A 20,142-nucleotide genomic window follows, 5' to 3' on the forward strand; every position below is an offset into this window, starting at 1 on the left:
TTTTCATCCCTGAGCTACATGTGACTGACCATCAGACCAATCGGCGATGACCACGTTGATTTTTCGATTGCCCGAAAATGCGCGCCGGCCGTGAGCAAACTGAAAATTATCGAGCAGTAAAAGATCGCCCTCCCCCAGATCGACATCTCGCTCCAACCCTCTGACGGTGTGGAACAGCTCGAGGGTGAGATCTTCCGGAAGCGGTTCACCATCACCAAAACACATGGCTTCCAACAGTTCCGGGCTCTTGCGGCGCGCGTTTATCAGTTCACTGGCGTCCTGCTCTCGACCATCGATACGCGCCCATTCGATCATGGCTGCCGCACCCCAGAAGTGCGCTTGATTGCACCAAATGCTTGCCGTTTTACGAGGATGCTGACGCATCGGAGCGATACAGTCCTGCCAGAGGACCAGGTCTTTGTCGCTCCATTCGAAGTCCCAACCCCGCGCCTGGCAAAGCACTTCTGCTTCGGCCTCGCGGGTGGTGGAGAACGTCTCCTGCCAGCTTTTCTTGACCCCGGGCTTGAGATTGACTCGCGTCTCGCAGGGTAAGGTCCTGCGCAATTTAAGACCGCGATCGGTCAGTTGTTTCAATGTCACCTGATCAACCAGATGCTCCATTTTGCGCATGTCCCCGATGACAGATTCGCCACCCTTCCCGGCAGGCTCCACGCATACGAAAGCGATGATCTCGGGCGGACTTTTCACATAGGCCATTTCCTGATGGAGGATGACTGACCACGCGGGAGGTGTGCGGGTCGCTTCCATGACCTTGCCCTGAATAGTCGAGCGTGGAGAGCTCCCGCCTACGTAATCCCGGGTCTGGAAGCCCAGTGCGCCAATGGCCTTTTCAAACACGCCAGGGTCCCGGCACTGACCGGCGCCGCGAATGACAACGGCCCCGTCATTCAGCAGGCGTGCATGGATGTCATCCGCGGCGTCTAAAAAATAACGTTGCGGATCAGCGTATCCGCTGGCCACGAAATCGAATGTCCTTTCTGCATCACTGCCCTTCACTTTCATCACTCCTCACTTCCCTGGAATCGTCGGCATCTCCGTCTGCGATGCATTGAATACCACTCCCCACTTACAAACTCAACAGATAGAAATATTTTTCTTCTGGTAGATTCTTTAAGGTTGCGTACGCGACCTCGCCGCCGAGCGCGCCGCAGTAGCAACCCAACTTTTTGATATATATTAAAAATAATTCAAGGAATCGAAGACCATATGACCATGGAAAAGCCGCAATCACCCGCTGCATGCGCAGACGCTTCATCAGTACTGAGTGATTGCCTCCTCAAGCCCCCTGCAACACTCCCCATCAAACCTTACGTGAGCCACTTCTCATGAGTGGACCCAATGCGCGCCCGGGCGAGCTGAAGCGCAGCCTGAAAAATCGACACATTCAACTGATCGCCCTGGGTGGGGCAGTGGGTACCGGCCTGTTCCTGGGCTCGGCGGGAGCACTCAAGTCTGCCGGCCCCTCAATCATCCTCGGCTACGCGATTTGCGGTTTCATCGCCTTCATGATCATGCGACAACTGGGCGAAATGATTGTTGAAGAACCCGTCGCCGGCTCTTTCAGCCACTTCGCCCACAAGTACTGGGGCGGGTTTGCCGGTTTCCTGTCGGGATGGAACTGCTGGATCTTGTACATCCTGGTTGGCATGTCCGAACTGACAGCCGTCGGCAAATACGTGCACTACTGGTGGCCAGAGATTCCGACCTGGGTATCGGCCGCAGTCTTCTTCGTGCTTATCAATGCAATCAACCTGACAAACGTCAAAATATTTGGCGAGGCCGAATTCTGGTTTGCCATCATCAAGGTCCTGGCCGTGATCGTCATGATTGCCATGGGCAGCTATCTCCTGGTCAGCGGCAACGCAGGACCACAAGCCTCGGTGAGCAACCTGTGGCAGCACGGCGGTTTTTTCCCCCATGGACTGGGCGGACTGGCGATGTCCATGGCAATCATCATGCTGTCCTTTGGCGGCCTGGAAATGCTCGGCTTCACCGCTGCCGAGGCGGAAAAACCTCACATCGTGATCCCCAAAGCCATCAACCAGGTGATCTACCGTATTCTGATTTTCTACATCGGCGTGCTCCTCGTGCTGCTGTCGCTGACGCCGTGGGACAGTCTGCTGATATCGCTCAACGCATCTGGAGATAGCTACAGTGGCAGCCCATTCGTCCAGGCGGCCGCGATGCTCGACAGTGCCATCGCAGCGCACATTCTCAACTTCGTAGTTCTGACCGCCGCCCTGTCGGTCTATAACAGCGGCACCTACTGCAACAGCCGCATATTGCTGGGTCTGGCCGAGCAAGGTGACGCCCCGCAAAGCCTGATCAGGATCGACAGGCGCGGCGTCCCCGTGCGCTCCATCCTCGCGTCGGCGGCCGTGACCTTGATCGCGGTGCTGATGAACTACATGATCCCGCAGCATGCCTTGGAATTGCTGTTGTCTCTGGTGGTTGCGACGCTGGTGATCAATTGGGCGATGATCAGCCTGTCCCACATCAAATTTCGCCAGCATATGAACAACACCCGACAGACATCGCGGTTCAAGGCGCTGTGGTACCCCTACGGCAACTATGTTTGCCTGGCATTCGTGGTGTTCATATTGGGCGTCATGCTGCTGGATCCCATCTATCAGATGGCGGTGTATGCGATACCGATATGGATTGCGTTGATGTGGATCTGCCATAGCATCAAGCACAAACGCAGTGTTTCGCAGGCCCTCTACGGTGAGCCCTGAACGATTGCAAATCTCGGACGCCCCATCGCCCGGCTGAGGCCATATATTCGTCCTTACTTGCGGGGCTTGATCCGCGCGGTCGCTTCGGCCACCAGCGGATCATCCGGCCAATAATGCTTCGGATACCGCCCCTTCAAATCCTTCTTCACTTCGGCATACGTGCTGCGCCAGAAATTCGCCAGATCCTGCGTCACCTGCACCGGCCGCCGTGCCGGGGACAGCAAATGTAACTTCACCACTTGCCGGCCACCGGCAATGCGTGGGGTCTCGGCCAGGCCAAACAACTCCTGCAAGCGAACCGCGAGAATTGGCGGTTGCTCGCTATAATCCAGTCGAATCGACGAACCCGACGGCACGCTCAGATGATGCGGCGCCAGTTCATCCAGCCGTTGTGGCAGCGGCCACGGCAGCAGATTGTGGACGATGCTCGACAGGTCCAGATTGGCGAAATGACTGAGCCGCGAGACTTTGCCCAGATACGGCATCAGCCAATGTTCGAGGCTTTTGAGCAGCGCGGGGTCGCTGACATCCGGCCATTCACTGTCGCTTTTGCTGTTGAGGTCCAACTGGCGCAACAATGCGACCCGCGCCTGCCACTGACGCAGCTCCGGGCTCCACGGCAACAGTTCCAGCCCCTTGCGCCGCACCAGGTTCACCAGCGCCTGGCTGCGAGCGGTTTCATCGAGGCCGGTCAACGGTTCGCGGCTGAGGATCAACTCGCCCACCTTGCGCTGACGCTCGGCGCGCAACACGCCTTCACGTTCGTCCCAATCCAGTTGATCTACCACGCGTACTTGCTCGGCGAGCACCGAATCGAACAGCGCCGGATCGAAATCCGCCGCCAGATAAATTCTTTCTTCACGCTGGCCCTGTCGGCTGCCTAGATCAGCGATCACCAGCCACGCCTCCTTCATCAGGCTGTCAGCCTCGGCAAACAACGCGGCGCGCCCGTTGGCCAGACGATATTCCGCACCACCGGCACGGCGCTGCTGGGCAACGCGGTCGGGATAGGCCAACGCCAGCAGCGCGCCGAGCCAGCGCGGGTGGTCAGGATCGCTGACCGGTTCCGAGGCTTTGCCGCGCAGATAACCGCGATACTGTCGCGCCAGTTGCCGGGCCCGCTGCACGCCGCCCTGCGCACCCCGAGTAGCGCGCTCTTCGCCGGACAACAACACCAAACGACTGTGCAAATCGGCGCCAGCCCCGCGCAAAATATCGCGCTCGCCAAGCAATGCGGCGACGTCGCAGGCCATGTCAGCCAAGCCGAGCGCCTGACCGCGTAACAACAAATGGGCGATGCGCGGATGCGCCGGCAGTTCGGCCATGGCCTGACCGTGGCGAGTCAGCACTTCACCCTCCAATGCGCCCAGCCGATCCAGCAAGTCCTGAGCCTGTGCATAAGCGGCGGCCGGAGGTACATCCAGCCAGACCAACTGACCCGGCGTCACGCCCCAACGAGCCAGTTGCAGCGCTAACCCGGCGAGGTCCGCCGAGAGAATTTCCGCACTGGCGTAGGCCGCCAGTTGCTCGTGCTGATCCTGCGACCACAGGCGATAACACACGCCCGGTTCCAGCCGCCCTGCCCGGCCCGCGCGCTGAGTGGCGCTGGCCTTGGAGATGCGCTGGGTGTCGAGGCGGGTCATGCCGCTGCCGGGATCGAAACGCGGCACCCGCGCCAGCCCGGCATCGATCACCACTCGCACACCATCGATGGTCAGGCTGGTCTCGGCGATGTTGGTCGCCAGCACCACTTTGCGCTTGCCGACCGGTGCCGGATCAATCGCTGCGCGTTGGGCATTCAAGTCCAGTTCGCCGTGCAACGGGCAAAGTAGAACTTGCGAGCTATCGCCCAACGCATCGGCCAGTTGTTGATGCACACGACGGATTTCCGCCTGCCCCGGCAAGAACACCAGAATACTGCCGGCTTCGTCATTCAAGGCTTCAAGAATGGTTTGCACCAGGCGCGGCTCGATGAACTCACCAGACTGAAACGGTCGACCCCAGCGCATCGCTACCGGGTACATGCGTCCTTCACTGCGCAGGATCGGCGCGTCGTCGAGCAAGCCGGCCAGGCGTTCGCCCTCCAGCGTCGCGGACATCAGCAGGATTTTCAGCGGTTGATCGTCGCGAAACAGTTCCCGGCCATTCAGGCTCAGGGCCAGCGCCAGATCGGCGTCGAGGCTGCGTTCGTGGAACTCATCGAAGATCAGCAAGCCAATGCCTTCCAGCGCCGGGTCATCCTGCAAACGCCGCGTGAGAATGCCTTCGGTGACCACTTCAATGCGGGTATTGGGGCCGACCTTGCTGTCCAGCCGAATTCGATAGCCGACGGTTTCACCGACCTTCTCGCCCAACTCACTGGCCAACCGCTCCGCCGCCGCCCGCGCGGCCAACCGGCGCGGTTCAAGCATCAGAATGGTCTGCCCGGCCAGCCAGCCCTCGTTGAGCAAAGCCAATGGCACGCGGGTGGTCTTACCGGCGCCGGGCGGTGCTTCGAGCACGGCTTCGTGGCGTGTCGCCAAGGCTTCACGCAGGGCGGGTAAAACTTCATCGATCGGTAAAGAAATCATGCTGGCTCCCAAACAGAGGCGCGAGTATAACGGCGAACTGCTTGTCGTTTATCACGGTCCTAATGCATAACGACGTCGCTTCGTTTTCCAAATGACCCAGGAGATTTTTTATGCGTGTTCCCTTTCGCTTGATTGGCGGTGTATTGGTCGCAACGCTGCTGACCCAGGTTACCGCTTGTGGATCGATTTTCTTTCCCGACCGCCGCGGGCAGATTGACGGCAAGATTGACCCGGTCGTCGCGGCGCTGGATGCCGTGGGTCTGCTGTTCTACATCCTCCCCGGCCTGATCGCGTTTGCTGTCGACTTCGCCACCGGCGCGATTTATCTGGAGCCGGGCAAGACCGCTCATGTAGCACCGGAAAAGCTCAAGGAAGCGATCGGCGCCGACGGCAAGGTCGATAACCACAAACTGCAGACTATTCTCGAAACGGAACTGGGCCGCAGCTTCCCGCTGGATGACCCACGCCTGATTCAACACAAGGGCAGCGCCCAGCAACTGGCGATGTTCGGTCTGCAACCCGCCGCGTAGTCCATGCACCAGAAGGAACAGCCGCACTTATGATTTCCAGCTCCGAACACGCCCGCCTGCTGCGGCTGGCGACCCGCGCTTCGGTGGCGGTGGCGTGTACGCTGATCGTCGCCAAATCTATCGCCTGGTGGTTGAGCGGCTCGGTGAGCATGCTCGCCGGGCTGACCGACTCGGCGCTCGACGGCGTCACGTCGCTGCTCAATCTGCTGGCGGTGCATTACGCCTTGCGCCCGGCCGATGACGATCACCGTTACGGGCATGGCAAGGCCGAGTCGCTGGCGGGCATGGCCCAGGCGTTGTTCATTGGTGGCAGTGCGGTGTTGATTGCCTTGCAGGCGTTTGAACGACTGCAACATCCGGAGCCTGTGGGTGCGCCGTGGATCAGCATCGGGGTGATTGTGCTGTCCCTGGTGCTGACGCTGGCGTTGCTGATGTTGCAACATCGCGTCGTCAAGGCGACGGGCTCCAACGCGGTGCGCGCGGACTCGCTGCATTACCGCTCGGACATGCTGCTCAACGGCAGCATTCTGGTGGCGCTGGTGCTGGCCGGGTTTGGCTGGCATCAGGTCGACCCGTGGTTCGGTCTGGGAATTGCCGTGTACATTCTCTGGAGCGCGATTCAGATCGCACGGGAAAGTTTTACGGTGTTGATGGATGAGGAGCTGCCGCTGGATGTCAGCCAGCACATGCTTGAACTGGCGTGCAGCGTGCCGGGGGTTTTGGGCGCACATGATCTGCGCACGCGGGTTTCCGGTAGCCAGTGGTTCGTGCAATTGCACCTGGAGTTGCCGGGGGATTTGACCTTGTCAGTCGCCCATGGCATCAGCGATCAGGCCGCCGATGCGATTCACGCCGCCTACCCGCGAGCCGAAGTGCTGGTGCACGCCGACCCGCAGGAAGTGGTGAAAGCCGCCAGGGATCAGAAACTCACCTGATAACCGCGGCTGCTCAGGCAGTTGCCCTGGGCCTGGCGATAGTTTTGAACCACCGATGGGTCCGGTTGATAGGTCGCGGTTCGCGGGTCGAACCCACTCTGCTGCACCGCGTATTGATAGCACTCGTAACCGTCCCGACTGACCTGTTCTGGCGACTGACCGTTGGCCGGATACGCCTCTACGTCATAACCATTGCTGGCGGGTTGTGATTGCGGGCTGCCAACCGGCGGCTCGACCACCTCGTAATCCTGAGTGCTTTCCTGAAAGGCGTAATACGAACCGGCCGCCAGAAACAGCATCGACCCGCCTATCCAGACCTGCTGGGCGTAGTCAGGCAAATAGCTGACACGAATCCCGCGCGGCGGTTGCACCACCACATACCGCGGGCCCAGCGGGCGATACCAGTAACCGCCGGAATAGAAGTAATCCATGCCACGGTAAGGCACGCGAAATTCGTGATCCGGGAAGCGATCGATCACCTGACCGGGGCGATATTGCGGCCCAGGTCCCCAGCCGTTGCCGTGCCCCTGCGGGTGACCCTGCCAATGATTATCATTGGATGGAGCGCCGATATAGCCGTTCCAGTGCTGGTTGTTGTCGTTGCGTCGCGGCACGTCCTGATAGTAACCACGCTGCGGCGGCTGGGTCTGATGCACCGTGTCGGGCCGGGGCTGGATCGGCATGTCAGTGGCCGGCAGCTGCGGCGGGGGCGGAGGCGATCGAACCGGACTATTGAAGTCAGGCTGCGGGCGTCTCTGCCACTGGCCATTATTCTGATTCTGGCCGTTGTGCTCGAACTGGCGGCTGTTGTCGCCACGAATGACGTCGTTGTTTTGCGGGTGCGGCTGGTTCTGTTGCTGACCATTATTCTGCGGGTGCGGCTGATTGTTACCGCCATGTCCCTGACCGTTTCCCTGTTGGCCGTCCGCCCCATGCTGACTGCCATCGGGCCCATGGTTTTGCTGATCATCAGCCAGCGATTGCGCAGCGACACCGACACACAGCAAACCAACACCGGCCAAACGCCAGATGCGCGACTTCATGCTTTTCCTCACTGCGGGTTAGGGCCTGTACGTAAGACTGAAAAAGCACAGGCCGGTTCTGCAACAGGTTATCAGTCGCGAAACTTATTTATTGAGGGCAGAACAGAAATGACGGGCAAAAGAAAAGGGAGACCCGTCGGCCTCCCTTTGAGAACTTCGTCCGTGCTCGACGCTTTTGACGTCGGCTCACCTCACGCCGTCTTCTGGACAGTGTGCAGCTCGGGGGCCGGCACATCCCCGGTGGGGGTGGCGGCCGCGGCTGGCCTGATTGGGCGAGCCGCTGTGGACTGTTTGTCCGAGCAGTGATTCTGGTGATAAGAATAGGCCTGAGGCGTCGGCAGAGGATTGCGAAGATTGCTCAATTAAACATCACTTGCGCAATTTTTAACCCTGGATAGATAATCTGCCGCAATAGTTACGACAAAGGACTGAATGATGAGCAAACTCGACCGATACGACTTGAGCATTTTGGCGGAATTGCAGCGTGACGCGCGCATCTCCAACCAGGAACTGGCCGAACGCATCGGCCTGTCGCCTTCGCCATGCTCGCGCCGGGTCAAGCAACTGGAAGACGACGGCTACATCTCCCGCCAGGTCGCCCTGCTGGACCGCAAAATGCTCGGTTTGAGCCTCACGGCTTACGTGTTGATCGGTATGGACCGGCACACTCCGGAACGATTCGAGAACTTCGAAGCGGCAATTCGTACCTTGCCGCAGGTGCTGGAATGCAGCCTGGTGACGGGCATGGATGCGGATTATCAGTTGAAGGTGGTGGTGCCAGATATGGATCACTATCAAAAACTGCTGCTGGGGCATCTGACCCGGATTGAAGGGGTGACGAGTGTGCGGTCGAGTTTTGTGTTGAACCAGGTGCTCAATAGCACTGAGTTGCCGCTGACTCATCTGCGCAGCTAAGGACGCCATCGCGAGCAGGCTCACTCCCACAAGGTTTTGTGTCAGAAGCAATATTGTGACTGCCGCAAAACCTGTGGGAGCGGGCTTGCCCGCGAAGAGGCCAGCACAGGCGACGAATGACTGCGACACACCGACGCAGGTCCATGCTGCCCCAATCCAGCATGGCGTATACTCGCCGCGCCCTTTTAGTCGCGCCCGCGCTGGAGAAGTACGATGGATCCTGCAGTATTTGAAGAGTGGATGATGACTGGCCTTGTCAGCATCCTGATCATTTTCATGGGTTTCATCGTCTGGGATCTGGCGAAGAAGTCCAAGGCCGGGCGCTTTGGCTCGATGATTCTGTTCTTTGTTCTGGGTCTGGGCGTGGCCGCGTTCGTGATCAAAAGCGTGGTGATCGGCCTGATCGAATCCGGCACGTTATAAACGCGCCGGCACTTCTTTCCACTGACCCTGATCGAGCCCTTCGATCGTCCAGTCGCCGATTCTGACCCGCACCAGACGCAACGTCGGCAAGCCGACCGCCGCCGTCATGCGCCGCACCTGACGGTTTCGCCCCTCGCGAATCACCAGCTCGAGCCAGCTCGTCGGCACGCTTTTGCGAAAACGCACGGGCGGGTTACGTGGCCACAGTTCGGGCTCTTCAAGCTGACGCGCCTCGGCCGGCAAGGTCATGCCGTCGTTCAGTTCAACGCCATCGCGCAAACGCTGCAATTGCTCGGCACTCGGCTCGCCTTCGACCTGCACCCAATAGGTCTTGGCCAGTTTGTGTTTCGGGTCGGCAATCCGCGCCTGAAGCTGGCCGTCGTTGGTCAGCAGCAGCAAGCCTTCGCTGTCGCGGTCCAGCCGTCCTGCCGGGTAAATTCCCGGGATGTCGATGTAATCCTTGAGCGTCGCCCGCCCTTCGCCGTCGCTGAATTGGGTCAGCACGTCGAACGGTTTATTGAACAGGATCAGCTTCGGCTCAGCCGGCGGCGCCTTCGCGACACGGCGCGGGGCTGAGGACGGATTATTCGCGCCAGGACGGCGAGGTGCGGGACGTTGTGGACGAGACATGGGGAAGGAACATCTAACGGTCAGGGCTGCTAATGCTAGGGCGTGCTATCGATTATTTCCACCGCAGTGGAAATAATCGATAGCACGCCCTGCCCTGACCGCCAAATGACCATGACTGTCAGCGGAACGGCGGCTCGTCGAAGCTGCGCAGTTTGCGCGAGTGCAGCGAGTTGAGTTCGGTGCGCAACAGGTCTACCGCTTCGATGCCGATCTTCAAGTGTTGGCTAACCGCACGCTCATAGAAAGCGTTGGCCGAACCCGGCAGCTTGATTTCACTGTGCAACGGTTTGTCCGAGACACACAGCAGCGTGCCGTATGGAACACGCAAGCGATAACCTTGCGCTGCGATGGTGCCGCTTTCCATATCCACCGCGACAGCGCGAGACAGGTTGATCAGCGGACGTTCCTGCGCCCAGCGCAGTTCCCAGTTGCGGTCGTCATACGTCAGCACGGTGCCGGTGCGCAGACGTTTTTTCAGCTCATCGCCTTTTTCGCCGGTGATGTTGGCCGCCGCTTGCTGCAACGCCATCTGCACTTCGGCCAGGGCCGGAATCGGAATATTCGGTGGCACGACCCGGTCGAGAATCCCGTCGCGGCGCATGTAAGCGTGCGCCAGTACGTAATCGCCAATGGTCTGCGACTGACGCAAGCCACCACAGTGACCGATCATCAACCAGCAATGCGGACGCAGTACCGCCAAGTGGTCGGTTATGTTCTTGGCGTTGGACGGGCCGACGCCGATGTTCACCAGGGTCACGCCGTGGCCATCGCTGGCGATCAGGTGATAGGCCGGCATCTGGTAACGGTGCCAGACCACGCCCGCCGCAATCGCCGACGCTTCGCCATGGTCCATGCTTTTTTCGATGATGACGTTGCCGGGCAAGACCATGCGCACAAAACGCGGGTCGCTGCGCAATTGCTCCAGACCATGGACGATGAATTGGTCAACGTAGCGGTGGTAGTTGGTCAGCAGAATCCATGGCTGCACATGACGCCAGTCACTGCCGGTGTAATGCACCAGGCGGCGCAGTGAGAAGTCCACCCGGGCGGCGTCGAACAGCGCCAGCGGCAGCGGGTCAGTGTTTTCCCAATCGTACAAACCATCGGCAATGCCATCGGTCGCGGCCGACAAATCGGTACTTGGAAACACTCGCGCCAGCACGGCAGCGGTAACGCCGGAGCCGGCCAGTTCATCGCCCTGCTCGACCACATACGGATAAGGAATGTTTTGTTGGCTGATGCCGACTTCGACGGTCACGGTGAAGTCGTGCATCAACGGCACGAGTTGTTCCAGCAGGTATTTACGAAAGGCTGCCGGATGGGTGACGGTGACGCTGTAGGTCCCCGGCAGTTGAACCTTGGCATACGCGCGCGTGGTCTGCGGGACTTCGCCCTGGCAGTGATAGGTCAGACGCAGTTCGGGATAACGAAACATCGCACGCTGTTCGGCGTCCGGTTCGACTCGATCCTTGAGGTAACGCTTGAGCGCCTGGTTCAGCGCGGTGGTTGCACGATTGTGCAAGAGCGCAAGCCGGTCCACGGCTTGCTCGGCGGTTTGAACGACAATAAAAGCTTCGGTCACGATCAGCATCCTGTGTTCTGACTTGCAGACCTTCATCTTGCCTGCATCGACGCTTCACGGGAACAGTGGTGGCAACACAAATGCCAAGTCCAGTGCAGAACCAATAATGAAATGGCTACCCCCGCCTCTCCCTGTGATCGCCCACTAAGCTCCCACAGGGGTTCTGCGTCGCTCACATAAATGGCGTCGAGCGAGCGACAATTGTTTCTACCTCCAACCCACGCGGCAACGCGCCATACACCCGGCCGGAAGAACCAAGGCGACTGGCGATAAACGCATCACTGACCGGCGCGTTTCCCGCCTCCAACAACAGCTTGGCCTGAAGCCCCAAGGCGATGTCTTCGGTAAGTTGCCGCGCTCGGTATTGAATATCGCTGGTGTCCTTGAACGCCGCCTGCAACTGGCTGATGTGCGCGGCCAGGTGTTTGTCACCATGACCATCACCCAACTCATCAAATAGCACGTCGAGCACACCAGGCTCTTTCGACAGCGCCCGCAGCACATCCAGGCACTGCACGTTGCCGGAGCCTTCCCACGTCGAATTGACCGGTGCCTCACGGTACAGGCGCGGCAGGATGCTTTCTTCGACGTACCCTGCGCCGCCCATGCATTCGGCGGCTTCGTTGATCATTGCGGGTGCGCGCTTGCAGATCCAGTATTTGCCCACCGCCGTCACCAATCGGGCGAATTTTGCTTCATGGCTGTCGTCCAGATGATCCAGCGCCTTGCCCATGCGCAGGCTCAACGCCAAGGCCGCTTCACTTTCCAGCGCCAGATCGGCCAGCACGTTCTGCATCAACGGCTGTTCGCTGAGCAGCTTGCCGCCGACCGAGCGGTGGGCGCAGTGATGGCTGGCCTGGGTCAGGGCCTGGCGCATCAATGCGCTGGAGCCGACCATGCAATCGAAGCGGGTCATGGCAACCATTTCGATGATGGTTGGCACGCCCCGCCCTTCCTCACCGACCATCCACGCCAGCGCACCACGGAATTCCACTTCGCTGGAGGCGTTGGAGCAATTGCCGAGCTTGTTCTTCAGACGCTGGATGTAGAACTGATTGCGGGTGTCGTCGGGGCGATGGCGTGGCAGCAGAAAACAGGTCAAACCCTTGTCAGTCTGCGCCAGGGTCAGGAACGCATCACACATCGGCGCCGAGCAGAACCATTTGTGACCGACCAGTTCGTAAGCCTGACCAGGACCGCCAGAGCCAACCGGATACGCTTTCGTGGTGTTGGCACGGACGTCGGTGCCGCCCTGCTTTTCGGTCATGGCCATGCCGATGGTCACACCAGCCTTGTGCGCCATACCGATGTTGCGCGGGTCGTATTCGGTAGAAAGGATTTTCGGCAGCCACTGCTCAGCCAGATCCGGTTGCAGGCGCATCGCCGGGACGCTGGCAAAGGTCATGGTCAATGGGCAACCGCTGCCGGCTTCGGCCTGGCTGTGCAGATAACTCATGGACGCGCGAGCCACATGCGCACCAGATTGAGGATGCGCCCAAGGCAACGAAGTCAGCCCGTGCTCGACCGCGGTGCGCATCAATTGGTGATAGGCCGGGTGGAACTCCACCAGATCAATGCGGTGACCATAACGGTCATGGCTGACGAATACCGGTTTGTTCTGGTTGGCCAAAAAACCGGCCTCCATCAGCGGCCCACCCGCCAGCGCGCCATACCCGTCGATTCGCGACTCGGCCCAACCGGCCCCGAACCGCCGCGACCATTCTTGCAACGGCAAGTCGATGCGATAGAGGTTGGTGCCGTCCAGCGACGGTGGCTGGTTGGTGACTTCGTGGGTTTCGGCGAACTGATGCAGGTTCATGACGGGGGCTCCTTTGGGTCAGCCAAGGGAGTCAGTTAAGCACTGCCCCGAGGCCGAACAAAGTGGCATATCCGCCTAACTGTCGGCGCTTTCACCCTAGGCTTGGCACAACACCCGACGATACAGCGCGGTCTGCAACTCTTCGAACTTCACCGGTTTGTTCAGGTAATCGATCCAGTCGCCGGTCGGGCAGCGCTCGCGATCAGCACTCAAAGCCACCACGAACACCGGCAATTCGGCACATCCAGGCAGGGCACGGATCTGGCAGCACAGGAAGGTGCCATCTTGAGGTAGCAACTGACCCTCGACCAGCACCGCATCAAAAGATTCACGCTGCAACTGATCGAGCGCATTCAGACCGTTGTCGGCAGAACGCACCCGGAACCCGAGTTTGAGCAACATGCCGCGCATCACTAACTGATTGACGCTGTTGTCATCCACCAGCAACACGCTGCAATCCTGCGGTAAACGCAAACGCACAATATCGCCGCTCATCAACGGTACGGGCGGTCGCTCTACAACCGGCACTTCAAAGTCGACATCAAGCTGGAAGCGGCTGCCACTGCCCGGTTCGGAGCGGTGCGTCAGACGCCCACCGAGCAGTTCGACCAGTTGCCGACAAATCGCGAGCCCCACACCCAAACCGCCGTATTCGCGAGTCATTGAACCGTCGAGCTGGAAGAAACGCTGATACATCGTCGCCTCTCCCAGATCGGTGAAGCCGATACCCGTGTCGATCACCGCAAACGACAACGACAACCGACCGTTTTCCACCGGCTTGCCCGTGACCCGCAGCGCCAACCCACCGACCCGAGTGAACTTGATCGCGTTGTCCAACAGGCATTCCAGGCATTGCGTCAGCTTGGTGCTGTCACCGTGCAAGCGGTCAGGCAGTCCCGGGGTTACATCGACTTTGAAGTCCAGCGACTTGCTCGATGCGTTGCCCTCGAACTGCACGCGCAGGGCATCGATCACACCCCGCAAGCTGAACGCCGCCGCAGAGGCCTTGAGCTTACCTGCCTGCAATTCGGTCAAGGTCAGGATGCCGTTGACCATGCGCATCATGTCCCGCGCGGAACCGGAGGCGGTTTGCTGGTATTGCTCCAGTTCGGGGTCCATCTCGACGGTCTGCATCAACTCAAGCGAACCGATCACACCGTTCATGGGGGTGCGCAATTCGTGGGTCAGGGTGGCGAGGAATTCATCTTTGAGCTTGTTACTGTGAGCAAGTTGCTGGTTCAGCACTTCGAGTTTTTGCCCCGCATCAAACAGCGTTTGCGCTTGCTGCTCGCGCATGGCGTTGATGCGGTCAGCCAGAGCCAGCGACAGCAAGGCGACTTCGATCGCTGAGCCGATCTGACTCGAATACATGGTAAGGAACACGTTGGGCAGGTAACCCAGCACCATCAGCGTGTTGACGATGCCGCCGAGCAAAAACGCCGACCAGGCAATAATGAAATACCGCGCCACGCGCAAGCCACGCAACCAGGCACACAAACCGGCGGCGAAAATCACCACCGTGAAGGTCAAGGCCAAGGCGGTGGCCAGACGCAAGGCCAGGGCGTAACTGGCCATCAATGACAGCCCGATCACCACCGCGCCGAATGCTATCAATGCCAGCAACAAGCGATCGAGCCAGCGCCCGTAAGACCCTGTCTGCAGGAAGCTACGGGCGAACTGGCTGCCAAACAGCCCGGCGCAACCGATGAAGAACGGTGTTGCGGCGTTGGCCCACCACGGGTTGTTCGGCCAGAAATACTGCACGGCCGCGCCGTTGACTGACAGCTGATACAACCCGAACGAGGCGATATAGAAGATGTAATAGAGGTAACTGGTGTCGCGCACGCTGAGGTAGATGAACAGGTTGTAAACCAGCATCCCCAACAACACGCCATAGATCAGCCCCAACACATAAAGCCGGACCGGCTGTTCTTCGAGAAAGGCGGTGCTCGACCACAAGGTGACCGGCGCCTGGATCGAGCCTTCACTTTGCAGGCGCAGGTACACCGTTTGTGCCTGGTCAGGTGTGAAATTCAGATTGAACAGGAAATTGTTTTGACGGATCTCGCGCGTGGCGAACGGCAAGGCATCGCCGGTCTGCCGCACCAATTGATAGCGGCCGGTAGCATCGGGCAAGTAAAGGTCAAGGTGATCAAGGGGCGGATAGGCCAGTTCGAGGAGCCAGGTGCGTTGCGCTTCAGGGTGGGTCGGACGGTAATGCAGGTCGATTTTCAGCCAGAACACCGAACGCGAATAGCCGGCGTTGAGCGTCTCTTTGTCGTGGGTCTTGAAGTTTCCGGCCGCGGCTTGCGCACGGACATCGGCGATGGTCGCCTGACCGCCCGCGTCTTCAAACACTTGCAGGCTTTTGCCCAAGGGCAGGCTTTGAGTGAATTCGTCGAACTCGACGGCGCTCGCCATGAGGGGCAAGCAAAGCAGCAACATCAGCAAATAGCGCATTTAAGCCCCAGCGTGGCCTGTCCGGTTATCTCAGGAAGCCCCTCATTCCTTTTGAGTAGACGTAAAACCGGCCTTACCTGTTATTGGTTTGGATCCACTCTAGCATAGCCGTTGATGGCCTTTGAACACCATTGAAATATTTACAGCAAAGGCTCTAGAACGGGCGTTCCAGCCGCAACCGTTGATATAGAGCTGTTTGTCCGGTCATGAGGGTAATAACGCCGAACACCTGTGGCGAGGGAGCTTGTCGGACCGCCGCACCGCCCCGTTGGGCTGCGAAGCAGGCGCGATCCTGTCGGCGCGGTGATCCAGACAGAAGGCAATGGAGGCGCTTCGCACCTCAACGGGGGCAAGCCCCCTCGCCACACTGTATCGGCCAGAATGGACGTCTCTGCATCCGAAAAATGATGTTTGGTGGTAAGCTCGCGCACCATGAATATCTACAGCTCTCGCCCCGTTGTCCTCTGTCTCTCCGGCCACGACCCAAGTGGTGGCGCCGGCTTGCAGGCAGATATCGAAGCCCTGCTCGCTCAGGGTTGTCATGCGGCCCCGGCCGTTACCGCCCTGACCGTGCAAGACACGGTCAACGTCACTGACTTTCGCGTCCTCGACCGTGAGTGGGTGTTGGCCCAGGCCAATGCCGTACTCAACGACTCCGAAGTCGCTGCGGTCAAACTGGGCATGCTCGGCTCCCTGGAGATGGTCGACACCGTTGTCGAACTGCTCTCGGCGCACCCGCATTTGCCGGTAGTCTGCGACCCGGTGCTGCGCGCCGGCGGTGGCGGACGACTGGGCAAGGACGAAGTCGGCTATGCCATGCGCGAACGCCTGCTGCCCCTGTCCATCATTGCCACCCCTAACCTTCCCGAAGCACGCATCCTCGCCGAATTGCCCGAAGGCACCGCCGACGAGTGCGCCGAAAAACTGCTGCCATTCGTCAAACACCTGCTGATCACCGGCGGCCATGGCGACGAACACGAAATCCACAATCGCCTGTACAGTCGCGACGGCCAACGCGCGACCTTCACCTGCCAGCGTTTGCCCGGTAGTTATCACGGTTCCGGTTGCACACTGGCCAGCGCCCTGGCCGGTCGTCTGGCCCAGGGTGAAAACCTCGCCAGTGCCGTGCAGACCGCGCTTAACTACACATGGCGAACCCTGCGTGATGCGGAGCAATTGGGCAAAGGCCAATTCGTGCCGCGCCGCCTGCCGTTGGATTTCTGTTCGTAACTCCTATTTAGTTCTGCGGTGAGGCTTGTTCGATGAAACTACGTGGCCTGTACGCCATTACCGACAGCCAGTTGCTGGCCGGCAAACTGCTTGAGTATGTGGAGGCAGCGCTGGAAGGCGGCGTCACCCTGCTGCAGTACCGCGACAAGAGCAGCGACGAGGCCCGACGTCTGCGCGAGGCCCAAGCGTTGCGCGATCTGTGCGACCGCTATAAAACCCAGCTGATCATCAATGACGATGCCGAACTGGCCGCACGCCTGAACGTCGGCGTGCACCTGGGCCAGACCGATGGTCCGTTGTCGCCGACCCGCGCCTTGCTCGGCTCCAAAGCCATCATCGGATCCACCTGCCACGCGCAACTCGAACTCGCCGAACAAGCCGCGAAGGAAGGCGCCAGTTATGTCGCCTTCGGTCGTTTCTTCAACTCCAACACCAAACCCGGCGCCCCCACTTGCAGCCTCGAACTACTCGACCAGGCCCGCCGCACACTGCATCTGCCGATCTGCGCGATTGGTGGCATCACCCTGGAAAATGCCGCGCCACTGGTGGCCCACGGGGTTGATCTGCTGGCAGTCGTCCACGGCCTGTTTGGCGCCGAGAGCCCGGCTGAAGTGACACGCCGCGCCCGCGCTTTTAACGAATTACTTAAAATCTGATTTGAGAGCCCGACCATGTCTCGTTCCGAAACCCTGTTTGCCCATGCCCAGAAACACATTCCCGGGGGCGTGAACTCGCCTGTTCGCGCCTTCAAAAGCGTGGGTGGCACCCCGCTGTTTTTCAAACACGCTGAAGGCGCCTACGTCACCGACGAAGACGACAAGCGTTATGTCGATTACGTGGGTTCCTGGGGCCCGATGATCCTCGGTCACAGCCATCCGGACGTACTGGACGCGGTGCGTAAACAACTGGACCACGGGTTGTCTTACGGCGCCCCGACCGCGATGGAAACCGAGATGGCCGACCTGGTCTGCTCAATCGTGCCATCGATGGAAATGGTGCGCATGGTTAGCTCCGGCACCGAAGCAACCATGAGCGCGATCCGCCTGGCCCGTGGTTTCACTGGCCGCGACAACATCATCAAGTTCGAAGGCTGCTACCACGGTCACTCCGACAGCCTGCTGGTCAAGGCCGGTTCCGGCGCATTGACCCAAGGCGTACCAAGCTCGGCCGGTGTGCCGGCGGACTTCGCCAAACATACCCTGACCCTGCCGTTCAACGACATCGACGCGGTAGAAACCATGCTCGCCGAAGTCGGCCAGGACGTGGCGTGCATCATCGTCGAGCCGGTGGCCGGCAACATGAACTGCGTACCGCCGGCGCCGGGCTTCCTCGAAGGCCTGCGGACCCTGTGCGACAAGCATGGCGTGGTGTTGATTTTCGACGAAGTGATGACCGGTTTCCGCGTTGCCCTCGGCGGTGCCCAAGCCCACTTCGGCGTGACGCCGGACCTGAGCACGTTCGGCAAGATCATCGGCGGCGGCATGCCCGTCGGCTGCTTCGGCGGCAAACGCGAAATCATGTCGCACATCGCGCCACTGGGCCCGGTTTACCAGGCAGGCACATTGTCGGGTAATCCGCTGGCCATGGCCGCCGGCCTGACCACCCTGCGCCTGATCAGCCGCCCGGGTTTCCATGCCGAGCTGAGCGACTACACCAGCCGCCTGCTCGATGGCCTGCAACAGCGCGCCGATGCGGCGGGCATTCCGTTCGTGACCACGCAGGCCGGCGGCATGTTCGGCCTGTACTTCAGTGGCGCGGACGACATCGTGACCTTCGATGACGTGATGGCCAGCGACGCAGCCCTGTTCGGTCGCTTCTTCCACCTGATGCTCGAAGGCGGCGTGTACCTGGCGCCGAGCGCTTTCGAAGCCGGCTTCACCTCGATCGCTCATGGCGAAGCTGAGTTGAAACTGACGCTGGATGCCGCCGAGCGTGCATTCGCCGCATTGAAATAATGCTTGGCCGCTGACGTTGGCGACTGCCAGCGTCAGCTTTTACCTACATCCGTACCGTTCTTCCTACGCTACTGCTGATAATCTCCCGCAAATTGGGCGATATATTCCCCGCGCAGCAGAAAAACGAGTAAAGACTTTGTAAGGTTGGCCCTGCTTATTTCATAATGCGCGCTTATTGGATCCCTCGATGGGTCCGCGTGCCCTTCAGAGGTAAGTCGATTCTCATGAACCGCACCGGCCGCGCCCTTTCATTGGGCTGCCTGTTGCTCCTTCAGCCGCTGCTCGCGCTCGCACAAGCAGGCGGCAACTCGTTGTTAATCCCAGCGATGGGTCGCTGCACCCTCAATACTCAGCCGCAAGACCTGACGCAAGCCCTCGCCGCCTGCCAGAAAGCGTCGGATGAAGGGGATGCGCAAGCGCAATACGAGTTGGGTGAGTTCTACTACAACGGCAAAAACACGCCGCGCGACCTCGATAAAGCCCTCAGCTATTTCGAAAAAGCCTCACTGCAAGGCCACGCCCAGGCGCAATTCAAACTGGGCACCATGTTCTTCCACGGCGAAGGTGTACCGGCCAACAACATTCAGGCGTATATCGTGCTGAAGATGGCGGCGGTCAATGGCGCGGAAGATGCGCTGGACACGGCGGATGAAGTGGCCGAGAAAATGCCGCGCGAAGAACTTGAAGTGGCTACTCAAGTGCTGGGGCAAATCTTTCGAAAATATCTGATGGAATTACAGAGCGCGGATGGGCGAACGCCGTTTTCGCCACTGCCCTGATTTCTGTATTGATCTGACTGACCCCATCGCGAGCAGGCTCGCTCCCACAGTTGATCTCCTGTGAACACAACATTTGTTAACACTAGAGATTCATTGTGGGAGCGAGCCTGCTCGCGACTGGAGCAACTCGGTGCTGAGGCCTACTTCTCAGGCATCGGCATCGGAAACGGCATGACATTGCCGACCGCGCCACGGGCTTCGCTGATTTTCGGTGTACCCAAACGCTCTACCTCGTCGATGCGCACAATCGAATGCATCGGCACAAAACTGCGTACCACGCCTTCAAACTGAGCCTTGAGCTTTTCTTCGCTCGGATCGACGACCACTTGCGTGCGCTCGCCAAAGACGAATTCTTCCACTTCCAGAAAGCCCCACAGATCACTTTGATAGATCTGCTTGGCATACATTTCGTACACCTGGCCCTGGTTGAGGAAAATCACCTTGTAGATTGGAGCTTCACGTTTGGTCATGGTGGGCGAGCAACACATTTGGATAAAAATGAGGGCGCGAACTAT

General features: G+C 59.6%; 17 protein-coding genes. 9 read left to right on the forward strand and 8 right to left on the reverse strand.

Annotated features, from left to right (window positions below; genetic code table 11):
- Window positions 1-3: 3 nt before the first annotated feature.
- Window positions 4-1,023: a TauD/TfdA family dioxygenase gene (locus AC3ISI_RS25270; RefSeq protein ID WP_489337790.1), complete on the reverse strand. Its 1,020-nt coding sequence runs from the start codon at window positions 1,021-1,023 to the stop codon at window positions 4-6.
- A 323-nt stretch (window positions 1,024-1,346) separates the two neighbouring features.
- Between AC3ISI_RS25270 and AC3ISI_RS25275 the strand changes: the two genes are divergently transcribed.
- Window positions 1,347-2,756 carry an amino acid permease gene (locus AC3ISI_RS25275; protein WP_489334302.1) on the forward strand — a complete coding sequence of 470 codons (1,410 nt, stop codon included), beginning with the start codon at window positions 1,347-1,349 and terminating at the stop codon, window positions 2,754-2,756.
- A 53-nt stretch (window positions 2,757-2,809) separates the two neighbouring features.
- Here the strand turns inward: AC3ISI_RS25275 and hrpB are convergent, their stop codons facing one another.
- On the reverse strand, window positions 2,810-5,326 hold the full coding sequence (gene hrpB, locus AC3ISI_RS25280; protein WP_489334303.1) for an ATP-dependent helicase HrpB: 2,517 nt from the start codon (window positions 5,324-5,326) through the stop codon (window positions 2,810-2,812).
- Between the two features lie 110 nt (window positions 5,327-5,436).
- On the opposite strand from hrpB, the gene AC3ISI_RS25285 reads away from it, so the two are divergent.
- Together AC3ISI_RS25285 and AC3ISI_RS25290 are read left to right on the forward strand one after the other, a co-directional pair.
- Window positions 5,437-5,856, forward strand: coding sequence for a polyribonucleotide nucleotidyltransferase (locus tag AC3ISI_RS25285; RefSeq protein WP_223522008.1), 420 nt, complete (start codon window positions 5,437-5,439; stop codon window positions 5,854-5,856).
- 29 nt (window positions 5,857-5,885) lie between these two features.
- Entirely contained in the window at window positions 5,886-6,791 is a 906-nt protein-coding gene (locus tag AC3ISI_RS25290; protein WP_489334304.1) for a cation diffusion facilitator family transporter, read from the forward strand.
- Here AC3ISI_RS25290 and AC3ISI_RS25295 read toward each other — a convergent pair.
- Window positions 6,776-7,834, reverse strand: a complete 1,059-nt coding sequence (locus tag AC3ISI_RS25295; protein WP_489334305.1) for a DUF6515 family protein — start codon at window positions 7,832-7,834, stop codon at window positions 6,776-6,778. The two genes, AC3ISI_RS25290 and AC3ISI_RS25295, sit on opposite strands and share 16 nt — an antisense overlap.
- A 435-nt stretch (window positions 7,835-8,269) precedes the next feature.
- On the opposite strand from AC3ISI_RS25295, the gene AC3ISI_RS25300 reads away from it, so the two are divergent.
- Both AC3ISI_RS25300 and AC3ISI_RS25305 read left to right on the forward strand, forming a co-directional pair.
- Complete coding sequence (locus AC3ISI_RS25300; RefSeq protein WP_007937367.1) at window positions 8,270-8,749, forward strand: Lrp/AsnC family transcriptional regulator; 480 nt, start codon at window positions 8,270-8,272, stop codon at window positions 8,747-8,749.
- A 213-nt stretch (window positions 8,750-8,962) separates the two neighbouring features.
- Window positions 8,963-9,172: a DUF2788 domain-containing protein gene (locus tag AC3ISI_RS25305; protein WP_027924271.1), complete on the forward strand. Its 210-nt coding sequence runs from the start codon at window positions 8,963-8,965 to the stop codon at window positions 9,170-9,172.
- Here AC3ISI_RS25305 and AC3ISI_RS25310 read toward each other — a convergent pair.
- The 4 genes from AC3ISI_RS25310 to AC3ISI_RS25325 form a co-directional block, all read right to left on the reverse strand.
- Window positions 9,167-9,802, reverse strand: a complete 636-nt coding sequence (locus AC3ISI_RS25310; RefSeq protein WP_489334307.1) for a pseudouridine synthase — start codon at window positions 9,800-9,802, stop codon at window positions 9,167-9,169. The two genes, AC3ISI_RS25305 and AC3ISI_RS25310, sit on opposite strands and share 6 nt — an antisense overlap.
- A 118-nt stretch (window positions 9,803-9,920) precedes the next feature.
- Entirely contained in the window at window positions 9,921-11,420 is a 1,500-nt protein-coding gene (gene amn, locus AC3ISI_RS25315; RefSeq protein WP_193560094.1) for an AMP nucleosidase, read from the reverse strand.
- Between the two features lie 136 nt (window positions 11,421-11,556).
- On the reverse strand, window positions 11,557-13,203 hold the full coding sequence (locus tag AC3ISI_RS25320) for an acyl-CoA dehydrogenase family protein (RefSeq protein WP_489334308.1): 1,647 nt from the start codon (window positions 13,201-13,203) through the stop codon (window positions 11,557-11,559).
- A 96-nt stretch (window positions 13,204-13,299) separates the two neighbouring features.
- Window positions 13,300-15,663: a 7TM diverse intracellular signaling domain-containing protein gene (locus AC3ISI_RS25325; protein WP_489334309.1), complete on the reverse strand. Its 2,364-nt coding sequence runs from the start codon at window positions 15,661-15,663 to the stop codon at window positions 13,300-13,302.
- A gap of 432 nt (window positions 15,664-16,095) precedes the next feature.
- On the opposite strand from AC3ISI_RS25325, the gene AC3ISI_RS25330 reads away from it, so the two are divergent.
- From AC3ISI_RS25330 to AC3ISI_RS25345, 4 genes are all read left to right on the forward strand, one after another.
- On the forward strand, window positions 16,096-16,893 hold the full coding sequence (locus tag AC3ISI_RS25330) for a hydroxymethylpyrimidine/phosphomethylpyrimidine kinase (protein WP_489334310.1): 798 nt from the start codon (window positions 16,096-16,098) through the stop codon (window positions 16,891-16,893).
- 32 nt (window positions 16,894-16,925) lie between these two features.
- The gene (gene thiE / locus AC3ISI_RS25335; protein ID WP_489334311.1) at window positions 16,926-17,549 is read left to right on the forward strand and encodes a thiamine phosphate synthase; all 624 of its coding nucleotides are present in this window, start codon (window positions 16,926-16,928) and stop codon (window positions 17,547-17,549) included.
- Window positions 17,550-17,564: 15 nt separating this feature from the next.
- A complete protein-coding gene (gene hemL, locus AC3ISI_RS25340) occupies window positions 17,565-18,848 on the forward strand; it encodes a glutamate-1-semialdehyde 2,1-aminomutase (RefSeq protein WP_489334312.1) in 1,284 nt (427 codons plus the stop codon).
- A 224-nt stretch (window positions 18,849-19,072) separates the two neighbouring features.
- Window positions 19,073-19,627, forward strand: a complete 555-nt coding sequence (locus tag AC3ISI_RS25345) for a tetratricopeptide repeat protein (RefSeq protein WP_489334313.1) — start codon at window positions 19,073-19,075, stop codon at window positions 19,625-19,627.
- Window positions 19,628-19,767: 140 nt separating this feature from the next.
- Here AC3ISI_RS25345 and AC3ISI_RS25350 read toward each other — a convergent pair whose 3' ends face one another.
- The gene (locus AC3ISI_RS25350) at window positions 19,768-20,097 is read right to left on the reverse strand and encodes a DUF1820 family protein (RefSeq protein ID WP_007894425.1); all 330 of its coding nucleotides are present in this window, start codon (window positions 20,095-20,097) and stop codon (window positions 19,768-19,770) included.
- Window positions 20,098-20,142 lie beyond the last annotated feature (45 nt).

This window comes from Pseudomonas sp. GL_139_B, assembly GCF_057834475.1.